13 protein-coding genes are annotated in these 13,515 nt (G+C 72.6%); 2 read left to right on the forward strand and 11 right to left on the reverse strand.

The features are described 5' to 3' along the window. Nucleotides 1–27 precede the first annotated feature (27 nt). A complete protein-coding gene (locus HNP84_RS31870) occupies nt 28–1,497 on the reverse strand; it encodes a hypothetical protein (protein ID WP_185053645.1) in 1,470 nt (489 codons plus the stop codon). Between the two features lie 234 nt (nt 1,498–1,731). Between HNP84_RS31870 and HNP84_RS31875 the strand changes: the two genes are divergently transcribed. Further along, a complete protein-coding gene (locus HNP84_RS31875; protein ID WP_185053646.1) occupies nt 1,732–2,118 on the forward strand; it encodes a hypothetical protein in 387 nt (128 codons plus the stop codon). Here the strand turns inward: HNP84_RS31875 and HNP84_RS53755 are convergent. The 4 genes from HNP84_RS53755 to HNP84_RS31895 all read right to left on the reverse strand — a co-directional run bounded on the left by HNP84_RS53755 (nt 2,093) and on the right by HNP84_RS31895 (nt 4,397). After that, the gene (locus HNP84_RS53755) at nt 2,093–2,407 is read right to left on the reverse strand and encodes a TetR-like C-terminal domain-containing protein (RefSeq protein ID WP_246518975.1); all 315 of its coding nucleotides are present in this window, start codon (nt 2,405–2,407) and stop codon (nt 2,093–2,095) included. The genes HNP84_RS31875 and HNP84_RS53755 overlap by 26 nt on opposite strands. A 205-nt stretch (nt 2,408–2,612) precedes the next feature. After that, on the reverse strand, nt 2,613–3,335 hold the full coding sequence (locus HNP84_RS31885) for a hypothetical protein (protein ID WP_185053647.1): 723 nt from the start codon (nt 3,333–3,335) through the stop codon (nt 2,613–2,615). Beyond that, nucleotides 3,332–3,670 carry a PadR family transcriptional regulator gene (locus HNP84_RS31890; protein WP_185053648.1) on the reverse strand — a complete coding sequence of 113 codons (339 nt, stop codon included), beginning with the start codon at nt 3,668–3,670 and terminating at the stop codon, nt 3,332–3,334. The genes HNP84_RS31885 and HNP84_RS31890 overlap by 4 nt, the downstream gene beginning before the upstream one ends. Before the next feature lie 4 nt (nt 3,671–3,674). After that, entirely contained in the window at nt 3,675–4,397 is a 723-nt protein-coding gene (locus HNP84_RS31895; RefSeq protein ID WP_185053649.1) for a CPBP family intramembrane glutamic endopeptidase, read from the reverse strand. A 420-nt stretch (nt 4,398–4,817) separates the two neighbouring features. Here HNP84_RS31895 and HNP84_RS31900 point away from each other — a divergent pair, with 420 nt between their 5' ends. Beyond that, on the forward strand, nt 4,818–5,210 hold the full coding sequence (locus tag HNP84_RS31900) for a hypothetical protein (protein ID WP_221336998.1): 393 nt from the start codon (nt 4,818–4,820) through the stop codon (nt 5,208–5,210). 54 nt (nt 5,211–5,264) lie between these two features. Here HNP84_RS31900 and HNP84_RS31905 read toward each other — a convergent pair whose 3' ends face one another. The 6 genes from HNP84_RS31905 to HNP84_RS31930 all read right to left on the reverse strand — a co-directional run bounded on the left by HNP84_RS31905 (nt 5,265) and on the right by HNP84_RS31930 (nt 13,511). Next, nucleotides 5,265–5,744, reverse strand: coding sequence for a hypothetical protein (locus tag HNP84_RS31905; RefSeq protein WP_185053650.1), 480 nt, complete (start codon nt 5,742–5,744; stop codon nt 5,265–5,267). Between the two features lie 127 nt (nt 5,745–5,871). Continuing rightward, nucleotides 5,872–7,641: a bifunctional metallophosphatase/5'-nucleotidase gene (locus HNP84_RS31910; RefSeq protein ID WP_221336999.1), complete on the reverse strand. Its 1,770-nt coding sequence runs from the start codon at nt 7,639–7,641 to the stop codon at nt 5,872–5,874. 333 nt (nt 7,642–7,974) lie between these two features. After that, nucleotides 7,975–9,309, reverse strand: a complete 1,335-nt coding sequence (locus HNP84_RS31915) for a hypothetical protein (RefSeq protein WP_185053652.1) — start codon at nt 9,307–9,309, stop codon at nt 7,975–7,977. 12 nt (nt 9,310–9,321) lie between these two features. After that, nucleotides 9,322–9,972, reverse strand: coding sequence for a tyrosine-protein phosphatase (locus tag HNP84_RS31920; RefSeq protein ID WP_185053653.1), 651 nt, complete (start codon nt 9,970–9,972; stop codon nt 9,322–9,324). Then, entirely contained in the window at nt 9,969–11,597 is a 1,629-nt protein-coding gene (locus HNP84_RS31925) for a beta-N-acetylhexosaminidase (RefSeq protein WP_376771992.1), read from the reverse strand. Before HNP84_RS31925 ends, HNP84_RS31920 begins: the two co-directional genes overlap by 4 nt. Then, the gene (locus HNP84_RS31930) at nt 11,598–13,511 is read right to left on the reverse strand and encodes an NPCBM/NEW2 domain-containing protein (protein WP_185053655.1); all 1,914 of its coding nucleotides are present in this window, start codon (nt 13,509–13,511) and stop codon (nt 11,598–11,600) included. Nucleotides 13,512–13,515 lie beyond the last annotated feature (4 nt).

Below are 13,515 nucleotides of genomic sequence, written 5' to 3' on the forward strand. Positions count from 1 at the left end.
TCTCCTCTCGTGGTGGGACGGATCGGCTCACTCGGCGCTCTCCCCCGAGGGCGGATAGTCGAAAGTCCGGTGGCCGCGGAAGGTTTGCCCGGTGATCCGGTAGTCGTGCTCGGCTTCGCTGCCGGTGTGGTCGGGGCCGATGTCGACGACGTCGGCGGTCGACCAGACACCGTTGATCTTCTGCTTCACGACGTAGCGGAACTCGTTGAAGTCCCAGACGGAGGACACGAACGTGTTGACCACGGTCAGCGAGCTGCGGCCCGTGGTCAGCGCGGGTGGGATGTCGACGCTCTGGTCCAGCCACCCATAGGTGCCGCCGAGCAGCGGTTTCCACTCCCCGGCCGGTACGCCGTTCACGCTGATGGAAGCACGTTGCAGCGGCACGTTGGCGTCCAGACGGCGGATCAGCCGCACCCCCGTGTTGGCCGGATCGACTTTGACGGTGAACCGGCTCGACCCACCCCGGCCGAACGCGCGCCCGTCGTCGGTGACAGTGCGCGGCTGCAGCGCATGCCACGCCCCGACAGCGACGACCACCGCCACCGCCGGCAGCCCCACCAACAGAGCCACCCGCCGCCCGCGCCACCGACCGAAGCCCCGCCCCCCCCGCTCCACCCCAGGCACCGCCCGCTCCACGGCCGGCGCTGTCTGCTCTACCACCGGCTCCACCACGGGCACCGCCCGCTTGACGGAGGGTGCCGCCTGCTCCGCCGCGGGTGCTGCTTGTCCTACGCCCCGTTCCACCCGCTCTACGGCGGGTGGTGCCTGCTCCACGACCGGTGCCACCCGCTCTGTCGCCCGCACCGCCTGCTCTATGGCGGGTGGTACGGGCGACAGGACCGGTGCCGCCTGCTCCACCGCTCGCGTCGTCCGCTCCACTTCCGGCGACACCTGCCCTACCGCCGGTTCCGTCCGCTCCACCGCCGGCGCGATCGGCCCGATGGCCGGCAGCGTATGCGGCACGGTGGGCCCAACGGCCGCGGTCGGTTGGATGGCCGACCGTGGTTGGGGTGCGGTCGGCCCGGCGGTCGAGCCCGGCGGTGGCGCGGTCGGCTCGACGGGCGGGCCCGGCTGCGGCGCGGTCGGTTCCGTGGTGCCGTTTGATCTCGCCGTTGTGGTCCTGTACAGCCCGGCCATGGCGGGCATTCGGGCGATCCGTACTCGCTCCCACGCCCGTTCCCAGGCCGGGAGTTGCTGCTCGGGCACGCGGCACGCCCGCAGGAACGCGACCATCACCGCCTTCTTGGGGAAACGCCGACCCGCCAGCATGTCGGCGCAGGTGGCCCGCGGCAGTCGGGGCCCGCCCGCTCGGTCGGCCCGTGCCTGTAACTCCCGCAGCGACGCGTCGGCGCGCGCGAACTGCTCGGCCAGCAGCTTCACCAGATCCTCATGGCAGGTCACCGCCTCCAGCGCCGGTCCACGCGCCTCCTCGGCGGCGAGATCGCCTTCGCCCTCTGCCCGGACCCCGTCTTGTCCAGCACTACGCGACCTCATCATACCTGAAAGTGTACGAGCCATTACCGACAGTGTCCGAGCCTGGCCGCGAGTGGACGGATCGGCCGAGTCCGTCCGCGTCCGTCCGCGAGCCTGTTGGACACCCCGGCCGCGCGGCTTTGCTGATGCTCGCGGCGGAAACCGGGTGAGGCGCCCGGCACGCCACGACCAGGGGCGATCGTGCGGCGATCCCGTACGCGGCCCCGGCCCAGGTAACTCACGAAACGGAGTAGCACCATGCGCGAGCAGAACGACAAGGCCACCCGTACGACCCTCCGCCGGGGAGCGCTCGCCGCGCTCGGCGCCACCGCCACGCTGGTCCTGGCGGCCGGCATGGCCGGCGCGGCCACGGCGCAGGAGTCGGCCAGGGCGGGGTGCCCGTCCGGGCACGTGTGCATCTACCCGGACAACACCCCGAACGGCACCCCGGACACGTACTACAGGTACGGGTCCTACAACCTGGAGAACGTGTTCGGGACCCGCCTCATCGTCAACAACCAGACAGGCGGCGCGGGCTTCCGGCTCTGCACCTCCTACGGCGGTCAGAACTGCGGTCCGCGCAAGGGCCCCGGCAGCTACCACGAGAACCTGTCGCCGATCAACTCCATCCTGCTTGAGCCGTAACCGCCCTGCCGGATGAGCGACCGCCCTGGCCGGACCGCAGCAGGTCCGGTCCGGGCGGTTCCTTATGTCCGGTCGGGGTGAGTGTGTCGGTGTCGAGGTGGTAGAGCGCATTGAGGAGCGGCCAGGCCAGGACGGCCATCTCGGCGGGAGGCGCGGGGCAGCCGCGCTGCAGCCAGTCGGTGGCCACGCCGAGGAGGGCGCCGGCGGTGAACGCGGCCGGGACGTCAAGCAGCAGGTCTTCGTGCTCGCCGTGCCGATCGTGAACGTGCCGGCCGCGATCGAGGCCCACGCTCCGCGCACCCCCGTGCCGAGCGCGGTCACCCGCGCTGGGAATGGGCACCGTGCCCGGCGTGCCGGCTCCCCGCCGGATGCGGCGGGCGTTGCTCGTGCTGCTGATCGCCCTGCTCGTGGTGTTCCTCGTCCTCGATCCGGTGGCCATCTTGGTGCGGAGCCTGGCCGCCCCCACCCCGGCAGAGCATGATCGGTCTCCGCGCTCAGCGCAGACGGCGCAGCATCAGCCAGAGGGCCCCCAGCGCGGCCAGCGCCCCGATCGCGGCCCCCGTCCAGAAATGGGCGCCCTTGATGGGCGTGACGGCGGTCAGGACCACCCCCACACCCGCCACCACCGCCGCGATGACGGCGAACAGCGCCGCGGCCAGCGCGTAGAAGCGCCGGCTGAGGAACATCCGGGCCGCGGGTGCGGGCGGTGGGGCGGTGATCTCGGCGGCCGGTCCCACACTGGCGGCGGCGGGGCGCTTGAAGTACTCATAGTGCACCCAGGAACCGCACGGCTCCCAGCCGTCGGGGGCCAGCCGCTCGGCCAGCGCGCGCCGGCCCTCACGGCCCACGACCTCGCGCCGGTACTCCCAGCGCTGGGGACGCTCCGCATCGCGCCGGCTGACGAACATGCCCCGTTTGTCGACGGTCTCGACCTCCCAGCCCTGCGCGCCGAACTCGTTCAGCCGCTGCTCGTCGATGAAGATGTCGGCCGTCCACACCCACCGGCCGCCCTCGGAGGCGGACTCGGCGGACTCGGCGGGCGCCGCGCCCGCGCCGAGCGTGCGGGCGAAGGCCGCGGCCGGGCCGAACTCCTCTTCCGGCGCGGTGCCGCTCTCCGCCACGTACGCCGCCAGGTCGCCGACCGTGGCGTCCACCCGCTCCCGCGGAACCCCGGCCTCGCGCAGCAGCCGGGCCAGTTCGTCGAAGTAGTCGCTCATCCCGTCTTTCCCTTGGTGAGCACGGCACGTACGGAATCCGCGAAGGCCAGCCACAGCTCGCCCTGCTCGCGCAGCGTCTCGTGGCCCTGATCGGTGAGGCGGTAGTAGCGGCGGCCAGGACCGCGTTCGGTGACCCGGAACTCGGCGGCCAGCAGGCCCGCCTCCTCCAGCCGGTTCAGCACCGGGTACAGAGTGCCGCCCTTGATCTGGCCAAGCCCGGCCTCGGCCAGCGTCTTGGATATCTCATAGCCGTAGCTCTCGCCCTCGGCCAGGCCGGCGAGCACCAGCAGATCGAGGACGCCCTTGAGCCAGTTCGCGCGTCGGTCGGTCGCCATGACCTCATCCTGGCACGGTAGCGGTCCTACCTATGCCGTCAGGCCGACTACGCGGGACGAGCAGTAGCCCGCGTACATCGGCCAGGATGTGCAGCACGATGGGCAGCAGCAGGCTCCCGGTCTGCAGGTACAGCACCGTGAACGAGAACCCCAGCAGCGTCACCAGGGCCATGCCGCGCCACCCCTGGTACAGGTGCCCGGCGACGAACACGGCCAGGGCGAGGGCGGCGGCCACCGGGACGGGCAGCCCGAGCAGGCGCGTGCCGAGGGCGATGAGCAGGCCGCGGTAGACGATCTCCTCACAGATCCCCGCGGTGACGGCAACGGCCAGGGCGAGGCGGCGCTCGGCGGGCGTGCGCGGCAGCAGCGCCCGGTACGCCGCCTGGCCCGGCAGGGCCACCCCGGCTCGCGCCATCCGCCGCGCGACCAGCGCGAGCGGCACCGCGACCACGGCGAACCCGGTCAGCATCCCGGCCGTGGTGGACAGGTCGGCGGGCAGGGCGAGCCCGGCCGCCGCGGGCCCGATGCCGGGCGACAGCACCACGACCAGCAGGGCGGCGGCGGCTAGCGTCCACCACTCGGCCAGGTACCACGCGTACGCCCGCGTCAGCGCGTTCGGATCGCGGTCGCGCTCGCGCAGCAACCGGGCGTAGGAGCGCCGGCCGAGCAGCGGGCACACGACGGCGAGATAGGCCGCCAGCACGGCGGCAAGCAGTGTTGTCAGCACGAGATAGAGGGTAAACCGAGCTAGGTAGGAATACAAGCTATGTAGTCGGACCAGAACATTCTGGGCGTAGGAGGGGTCCCGTCAGAAATCGCCCAACACCCCACGACTCATCTCTGACCTGTGGGTGCGATGGGCCCTGAGCGCCGCGGTTCGAGCCGTTCGTCGCGCTCACCCAGCAGGCGGCCGTCCCGGACCTGTCCGACGGCTACGAGGCCCACCCCAGATGTAGCGGGCAGATCGCGATTCGCTCTGGCCGATGGCCGCCAGGACGGTCGTACGGACGGCGCGGCGCCGGCCGACCGTGGTGCCGGTGGCTGGGGCCCAGAGGGCTGGTCTTCACCGAGGACAAGACCGTATCGTCCAATTGCTGGGCTTCCGCATCCGCCGCTAACGACCCGTGTCGATCGCTAGTCTGTCAGCATGACGGCTGAACTGCCCGCCTATGACCCTGCTTACGACGACGAAGCGCCGCCGCCGCAGGATGAAGGGCCCTGGCTGCGGCCCATCGCCTGGTGGGTGGCCACGGTGTTCCTGGGCGGATTCGCGATCTTCGAAGGCGTCACGAACGGTGTGCTGACGATCATCGCCGCCCTGCTGTTCTTCGCCCTGCCCGACGCCGCCACCCGCTTCGGCGGCGTCGGCCCGGGCCACAGGTGGTACGGCGCGGTGCACCGGGTGTGGATCCCGCTCGTCATCGTCATCGGCTACTCCCTGGGACCCATCGTGTTCCCGCCGATCTTCACCGCCGGGCTGGCCTGGCTCGCCCGGATCGCGCTGGACCGCGCCCTGGGCCGCGGCTACGGCGCCGCCTGACGGACGGGGGCGATGCGGAACGGCATCGCGAAGCCGAGCCGGGCCGGGCCCCTTCTAACCGCAGTGCTTCCACTCGCCGTCCGGCGTACCCCCGTGCACGGCGGGCTTGGAGCCGATCCGCACCGCCCCCGCGAACCGCACGCACAGGCCGTCGGCGGGCGCGTACACCGGGCCCGCGAACCACTTGTAGCGCGGGCTGCCGTCGGCCACCCCCGTGTCGGGGCCGTCGTACTCCTTGTTGCCGTTCCTGTCCACGAACAGCTCGACGTACAGGTAGCTCGTCCGGCCGATGTAGGAGCGCGCCACCCGGGCGATGGCGCATTTCCTGTGGGCCGTACGGCTGTGGTAGAGCGTGACGGTGCCGTGCGCCTCCCCGCCCTTCGCCCCTTCCACGAGGGGATAGGTGGCCACCTTGCGATAGGAGTTCCCGCAGGACCCCTGGGGAAGCGCCTGCGCGGGCGCGGAGGGCGCCAGTGTCAGGGCGGCCACGGCGGCCAGGGTCATGCCGGCGGCGGCCCAACGAGTGATCTTCACGGTGCCTGCCCGAGCGCTCGGGGGGATGATGTGGGCGGGATCACGCTAACACGGCCCCGTGGTGCGCTCCGGTGGGGAGCGACGTGAGGGCGGGCCCAGGCCCGCGGCCCGCCCTCGGTCATGAGTGCTATCGGCTTTCGGAGATCGGGGTGGCGCGGCCGAGGGCCGGAGGCCGCACCGGGGACGTCTTCTCCATGTAGCGCCACACCGCGTCGCCGCCGTTGAAGAGGCTGCGGTCCTGCTTGGTCGCCTCGAACAGGGCGGTGAAGCCGGGGGTGGCGTTCTTGGCGAAGAAGTTGTTGGCCAGGGTCGCGATCCGGTACTTCGCGTGCGGCGAGACCGGCCGTGCGCCGATCCTGATGGCGCCCGGGTCGATACGCCGGCCGACCGGCTTGCTCGGGTCGTAGGTGTAGCGGACGTTGCCCGAGACCGCCATGTGCCGGTACTTCACCGAGCCGTCGGCGGCCTGCTGCCACTGGCTCTCCAGCAGCGCGTCGAGCTGCGCGCCGGTGATGTCGCCCCGGACGATGCCGACGCCGATGCCGGAGTCGTAGACGAGGCCCACGGCGACCTCGGGGAACAGCACGCGCCCCGGCGCGTCGGCGGGGTTGGCCGGGTCGGGGGCGTGCTTGATGTCGCGGCGGAGGATGCCCGGCATCGCGACCGCGAGGTCGGCTCGGCCGTCGCGGTTGGCCGCCCACAGGAACGCGTCGGCGGTCAGGTTGAGCAGGGGCGACTCGGCGCTGTCGTCGGCCGACCGGGGCAGGTCGGCGGTCACGGTCGCCACCTGGGTGTTGCCGCGGGCCGCCATCTGCTGCCGCCAGTACGCCGCGATCCGGAGCGTCTCCGCGTCGGGCGTCACGTCCTTGGTGTTGGCGTGGTTGACCGAGGTGGTCCGGTCGCGCAGCACCTCGCCGGTACGCGGGTCGAGCTGGAGGTTGATCTCGTTGATCAGCCGGCCGTGGTTGGCCGCCTCCACGACGGGCCGGGGGTTGCCGGCCGGATCGGGGAGCATGCAGTTGACCAGGGCGTGCCAGTGCCCGGTGACGACGGCGTCGACCTCCGGGCTGATGCGCGCGTTGAACTCCGCGGCGGGCCCGAACGGGTTGACGCACTCGTTGTAGCCCGCGCCCGACTGCTGGGAGAAACCCTCGTGGATGACCGCGACGATGGCCCGTACGCCCTGCCGGCGCAGGACCTCGGCGTACTTGTTGACCGTGTCGGCCTCGTCGAGGAAGTCGAAGCCCTTCGGGGTGTACGACATCTGCTCCTGGGTGAGCAGCTTGGTGCTGGCGAACACGAACCCGACGGGGAGCTTGCGGCCGTCGCCGGCGTCGACGTACTCGATGCGGTACGGCGGCAGCGCCGGCTTGCCGGTGTGCTCGTCCACGATGTTGCCGGAGTGGTAGTCGTAGTCCGCGCCGTGGAAGCGCCGGCCGGTGGAGTCGGTGAAGCACAGGTCGTCGTCGGGGCGTCCCTCGCAGGTCCCGTCCATCATGTGGCGCAGGAACGCGTACCCGCGGTCCAGCTCGTGGTTGCCGACGGTCGAGAAGTCGAGCCCGAGGTGGTTCAGGTACTCGATGGTGGGCTCGTTCCAGAACCACGCGGTCTCGTTCGGCCAGCCGCTGAAGTCGTCGCCGACGGAGAAGAGGATCGAGTTCGGCTTGCCCTCGCGGATCTGCTTGATGTGGGTGGTCAGGTACGCGCCGCCGCCCACCTGCTTGGCGGGTTCCCCGCTCCGCGCCCCGGGCACGGTGGTGGTGTACTCGCCGAAGTAGCCGTGCAGGTCGGTGATCGACACCAACTGCACCGGCACCGGCTCGCCGGAGGTCGCGGCCGACGCCCCCGGCGCGGCGGCGAAGGACAGGACAGAGGTGGCGAGGGCCGCCGTGACCATGGCGGAACGTCTCCAGCGCCGGACCGGGCCGGCGCGGAACGTCCGTGGTGCGTTGCGCATGTAGCTGTGGCTCCAGAGGTGAAGCGGATCTTGCTCCCGCGAGCCTGCCAGCCGCCACCGAACGGCCCATGAACAACGGGCGGGATTCCGCTGATCGCAGGTTTACTGACTTGCCACTCCCGCCCCACGGGCATCATGGGCATGTTCTCCTACTTGATCTCCTGACCCTTTCGGTGGGACGGGGCAGGGTCCACGGCACGCTTGATCGCGCTTTTCGGTCCGGCCGGATCTGCCGGACCCGGCCCCGTGCGTGCCGAAGCCTGGTGGCGGGGGTCAGCAGGTCAGGGCCGGGCAGGACAGGGACAGGACCAGGCGGTCGCTTTCGTAGGTGTCGGTGTAGTCGCCGCGGAACTCGTTGACCAGCCAGAGCCGTCCCGTCGCGGGCCAGTAGGAGGCGTTCTGGGCGTTGCCCGGCGCCGTGGTCATGTAGTGGACGTCGAGGGTCGTGCGGTCGGCTGAGACGGTGACCCGGTGCAGGCAGGACTTGCGGAACTCGCCGGAGATGTTGGCCGTGCCCCCCGGCATGTAGGTGACGGGCGGGGCGCCGTCGGGGCACAGGCCGACGAGCACGCCGGCGGCGCCGGTGAACACGCCGCCCTGCAGGTCCCACACGGGACTGGTCCAGCCCTCGGTGGGGTGGACCATGCCGTCGGAGCCGGTCTTGAGCAGGGCGGTGGCGGCGTCGAGCGGCCAGCGCAGGATCTTGCCTCCCGAGCCGTCCTTGCGGTACTCGACGGTGGTCAGGTGGTCGGCGCCGCTCCTGTCCAGGGAGACGCCGTTCAGGCAGGGGCGCGCCAGGTCCAGGCCGGCGCAGACCGACGCCGGGCTGAGCCGGTAGTAGCCGATCTGCGGCAGGGCGAAGCCGGAGTAGGCGGCCGAGCAGACCCCCGCCACGCAGCCGACGTTGCCCGAGGCGGTGGAGTTCATCCGCCAGAAGTGGGTCAGGTCGAAGACCCGCACGAGCCGGTCGCCGCCGGGCACGTCGGGATCACCGCCGGTCACCATGAACAGCTTGTTGCCGTACCAGGAGATGCCGTCGGCATGGCTGGCGATCTCGCGGAAGCCCTCGGCGCTGCCGTCGGGCTCGACGAGCAGGACGTGCCGGTACGGCGCCCCCGCCATGCCGGCCGTGACGTCGGCGAAGGTGACCCTGGCCAGCCGGTTCGCCCCGTACTCGTGGGAGGCGCCGCTGCGCCAGCTCACCGCCACGATCTCCCGGCCCGGGCAGCCGTCGCAGGGCGGGTAGAGCACCGACCCGTTCATTCCGTCGCCGCTGCCGGTGATGCCCTGCGGGAACCAGTTCTTGGTGGTGTCGTCGGTGGTGTTCCAGCAAAAGCCCCGCACCTCGACGGAGACGTGCAGGTTGGTGGGGTGGCAGATCGCGCGGGTGGTGTGGCCTCCGGCGATGACCGCGTCCATCCTCACCCTGGTCACCGGCATGGTGGCGGCCACGCCGTCCCGCGCGGCGACGGTCGAGGTGAAGGTCAGGGGGCGGACCTGGGCGAGCTGGGCGGCGGTCAGCGCGACGCCCGTGGCGGCGTGGGCGGGCAGGGGGACGGCGAGGCAGGCCGCCACGAGCAGCAGCACGGCGGCTAATCGTCTGGTCACGGGGTTCCTCCTTCAGGGGTGGGTCAGCCGGGCGCGCAGCAGCCTGACGACGTCCCGGTCCAGTCCGAGGTACGACTCCGGCCCGCCGTACTCGTCGCGCAGGTAGGCGAGGGTGCGCAGCATGGTGTCCTCGGTGACCTGGGCCCACAGGCCCTCGGCGGGAGCCGGCAGGCTCTCGCCGCTGCGGGCGTAGTCGCGGGCGATGTGCGCGTCGGGGACGCCGGCGAGAGCCAGGGCCAGGGCGACCGCCAGGCCGGTGCGGTCGCGTCCCGCGTGGCAGTGCAGGAGCACCGCGCCGGGCTCCGCGCGGGCGATGGCCGTCACGACGCGGGCCAGCCGGTCGGCGCCCCGGTCGAGGACGGCCCGGTAGATGGCGGGCAGGGTGTCGCCCATCGCCTCCAGGACCCGGTCCTCGTCCCGCAGCACCGACAGGTTGCGGTAGCACGGGTGGCCCGCCAGCGGGCTGGGGTCGGCCGCGCACTCGGCCGCCAGCCGCAGATCGACGACCAGCCGCACGCCGTACCCGAGCAGGGCGGGCGTCGCGGGCGGGCCCGGTCTGGCGGAGCGGACCAGCGCGCCGGTCCTGGTGCGGCCGCCCCAGAGGGTGGGCAGCCCGCCGAGGTCGCGGACGTTCCCGCACCCCGGCCAGGACAGCACGCTCATCGCAGACCCCTGAGGTTGCTGGTCCAGGCGTCGAGCGTGGCCTGCCACGCCCGGGGGTCCTCGGGCCTGCCCGGCACTCCGGGCCGGGTCTGCCACGGCAGCGGCCCGCCGGGCCGCCGGTACTCCACCCCGATCGTGTCCAGCCGGTCCAGATGGGCGGTGAGCCGGCGGGAGAAGTCGGCGAAGTCGCGCTCGGGCGGGCTCCAGACCGTCTCGGCGAAGGCGGACAGCCGGGGGAAGGCCATGTAGTCCACCCGCCGGTCGGAGTCGATCAGCTCGGTCCAGACGGCGCACTGGGCGCCGATCACCCGCTCGGCGGCGGGGTCGCCGCGCAGCTCGGCGGGCACGGGCTCGAAGGCGTAGACGTCCTCGACGGTCAGGACGGTGCCGAACGGCACCGGCTCGTCCTCGCGGGCGCTCTGCCGGTAGTCGAGGTAGACCTCGGTGTTGGGGGCGGCGATCACGTCGTGCCCGGCGCGCGCGGCGATGACCGCGCCGAGGTCGCCCCGCCAGGCGATCACCGTCGCGCCGCCGTCCGGGCCGCCGCCCTCCAGGATCTCCTCCCAGCCGAGCACGCGGCGGCCCCGGGCGGTGAGGTGGGCGCCGATCCGGCCGATGAACCAGCTCTGCAGCTCCTCCTCGTCGCGCAGGCCCAGCTCGGCCATCCGGCGCTGGGCCGCCGGGCTGGTCTTCCACTGGTCCTTGCGGCACTCGTCGCCCCCGACGCAGATGTACGGGCCGGGGAACAGCTCCAGCACCTCGTCGAAAACGTGCGTGAAGAACTCGATCGTGGAGTCCTCGACGTTGAGCACGTTGACGCCGATCCCCCACGTGGTGCCGACCTCCAGCGGGGTGGTGAGGTTGCCCAGCTCGGGATAGGCGGCGATGGCGGCCTGGGTGTGGCCGGGCAGGTCGATCTCGGGCACGACGGTGATGTGCCGCGCGGCGGCGTACGCGACGATCTCGCGGATGTCGTCCTGGGTGTAGTAGCCGCCGTGGGGCCGCCCGTCCATGGCGCCGTTCCAGCCGGTCTGGCTCTCCTTGCGCCAGCCGCCCACCTCCGTCAGGCGGGGGTAGCGCCTGATCTCCACCCGCCAGCCCTGGTCGTCGGTCAGGTGGAGGTGCAGCACGTTGAGCTTGTGCATCGCCATCAGGTCGATGAAGCGCAGCACGTGGTGCTTGGTCATGAAGTGCCGCGCGACGTCGAGCAGGCACCCGCGCCAGGCGAAGCGAGGCCGGTCCTCGACCAGCACGGCGGGCAGCTCCATGTGCCGGGCGCCGGCCCTGCGGTAGGCGTGGGCGGGCAGGAGCTGGCGCAGGGTCTGCGCCCCGTAGAACGCCCCGGCCGGGCCGCCGGCCTCGATCAGCACCTCGCCGGGGCCCGAGGTGAGCCGGTAGGCCTCCTCGGGCAGGGCGGCGTGCCGGAGCCGGATCGTTCCCGAGGCCGGTCCGCCGGGCAGCAGCTCGCCGCCGGTCACGGGGGCCAGCTCTCCCCTCAGCCAGGCGGCGACCCGCGTCAGCGGCGGGTCGGCCTCCAGGGCGGTGCGGTCGTCGAGGACGAATCGGCCCGGCTGCGGTCGCAGCCGTACCGGCCTGGGAATGATCACGGATGGTCCCCCGGGAATCTAGCTGCAGGTGACGGTGGCACCGGCGAAGTCGGCGTGGTCGTAGTAGGCGTTGTCGCCGCCGTTGGTGACGACGAGGCGCAGGTACCGGGCGCCCTCCACGGAGGCGGTGACCTTCCTAGCCGGCTGCGCGCCCGTGATCACCCCGGTGCGGGCGACCCGTTCGCCGTCGGCCCAGACCTCGAAGTCCACCGAGCCGTTGGCGCCCACCTCGTCGTCCACGCCGGCGACGAACTCGACTCGCGAGCAGCGCCGCGCGAGGTAGTACTCGATGTCGGCGGGCGCGTGGGCGCCCAGCCCCTTGGCGTGGGCGACGCCGTCGAGCGTGAGCGTGTTGCCGTCGTGGCTGACGTCCTTCTTCGGCGCACCCAGGTGGTTCCTGGCGTTCGTCCAGGCCAGGTCGCTCAGGAAGGAGACGCCCGGCCCGGGGGCGGTGGCCACCCGGACGACCGCGGCGCCGGTCCACCGCCCCGCGGTGGCCACCAGGTCGTAGGACTTCGGCTCGGCCCCGGAGGGCGGGGTGACGTGCCAGGTCACGGTGAAGTCCTCGCCCGGCGCCAGGCGGCGTGCCACCGCCGGGCCGCCGGGCCGCGCCCGCCACCCTTCCGGTACGGCCAGCGTCACCTCGACGTCCCGCAGGGTCGCGGTCGCGCCGGTGTTGACGACGCGGGTGACGACCGGGTTCTCCTTGCCCGGCTCCAGCGCCGACGGCCGGTCGTCGCCGGGGATGGACGGGTCGACCTCGACGGTCACCAGCGGCGGCGCCTGCTCGCGGAGCTCGCCGACCCGGTACATGACCGCGCCGTGCGCCGGCACGTGGGCGGCCAGCTCGCCCCGGGTGCTGCTGACGGCGCCCGTCCACAGGTCCTCGACCCGGTAGCGGCCCTCCGGCAACTCCCAGGACAGGGTGGCCGCGCGGTCGCTCTCGTTGAACAGCGCGATCGCCTGCGAGCCGTCCTTGAGCGGCTTGGCGAGCACGTGGTACCAGCCGTCGGTCTTCACCAGGCGGCCCATCGCGCCGAGCGGGTCCTGGTTCACCGCGATCACCTCGGGGTCGGCGACGATCGCGGGCGGCGCGTCGAGCGACTGCAGGATGAGCGGCGCGGCGCCGATCGCCCACAGCGTCATCTGGGTGCGGTACTCCAGCTCGGACATCCCGCCCCGGCCGGCCTGGAGGAGGTCGGGGTCGGCCCAGCTACCCGGCCCGGCGTACTCCTCGCGCAACTGGTTGACCTCCCAGATGTCCACCATCCCGGCGTAGGTGTCGCCGATGGGGCGGGTGACGACGTTGGTCCGCCACGTGGTGGCCAGCTCGGGGCCCCACAACCACGGCACGGAGTTGCCGTCCTCGTTGTTCATCGCGAAGACGACCGACTCGCCGAGCGCCTGGCGCATCAGGGGGTAGAGGGTCTGGGCGACCGCCCGGGAGTCCTTGCCGGGGAAGTCCCCCATGGGGACGTTGCACCAGTCGTACTTGACGTAGTCCACGCCCCAGCCGGCGAGCTGCGCCCCGTCGGCGGCCTCGTTCCGGTAGGAGCCGGGGCCGCCCCCGGCGCAGGCCCTGGTGCCCGCCGACAGCGCCAGGCCCAGCTTCAGGCCCTTGCCGTGGACGTACTCGGCGAGGGCCGGGATGCCCGAGGGGAACCGGGCGGGGTCGGCCGCCAGCGCGCCGCCGGCCCGTTGCGGCGCCAGCCAGCAGTCATCGACGATCAGGTAGCGGTACCCGTACGGGCTGAGCGGGGCCAGCTTGTCGGCGGCCTGCCGCACCGCGGCCTCGGAGACCCCGCAGCCGAGCGAGCGGCTGCTCCAGCCCATGGGCGGGGCCGGTACGGGGGGCGGCTCGGAGGTACGGGCCACCGCGGCGGCGGGCAGCAGGAGCAGGGCCGCGGCCAGCGCGGCCAGTGTCGCGCGCATGGGC

The sequence above is a fragment of the Thermocatellispora tengchongensis genome, assembly GCF_014202315.1.
Taxonomy (GTDB): domain Bacteria; phylum Actinomycetota; class Actinomycetes; order Streptosporangiales; family Streptosporangiaceae; genus Thermocatellispora; species Thermocatellispora tengchongensis.

What these genes read in the sequence shown, in the direction of transcription:
- HNP84_RS31870 (WP_185053645.1), bottom strand. Translation starts at nt 1,497, where the DNA reads ATGATGAGGTCGCGTAGTGCTGGACAAGACGGGGTCCGGGCAGAGGGC.
- HNP84_RS31875 (WP_185053646.1), top strand. Translation starts at nt 1,732, where the DNA reads ATGCGCGAGCAGAACGACAAGGCCACCCGTACGACCCTCCGCCGGGGA.
- HNP84_RS31885 (WP_185053647.1), bottom strand. Translation starts at nt 3,335, where the DNA reads ATGAGCGACTACTTCGACGAACTGGCCCGGCTGCTGCGCGAGGCCGGG.
- HNP84_RS31890 (WP_185053648.1), bottom strand. Translation starts at nt 3,670, where the DNA reads ATGGCGACCGACCGACGCGCGAACTGGCTCAAGGGCGTCCTCGATCTG.
- HNP84_RS31900 (WP_221336998.1), top strand. Translation starts at nt 4,818, where the DNA reads ATGACGGCTGAACTGCCCGCCTATGACCCTGCTTACGACGACGAAGCG.
- HNP84_RS31910 (WP_221336999.1), bottom strand. Translation starts at nt 7,641, where the DNA reads ATGGTCACGGCGGCCCTCGCCACCTCTGTCCTGTCCTTCGCCGCCGCG.
- HNP84_RS31920 (WP_185053653.1), bottom strand. Translation starts at nt 9,972, where the DNA reads ATGAGCGTGCTGTCCTGGCCGGGGTGCGGGAACGTCCGCGACCTCGGC.
- HNP84_RS31930 (WP_185053655.1), bottom strand. Translation starts at nt 13,511, where the DNA reads ATGCGCGCGACACTGGCCGCGCTGGCCGCGGCCCTGCTCCTGCTGCCC.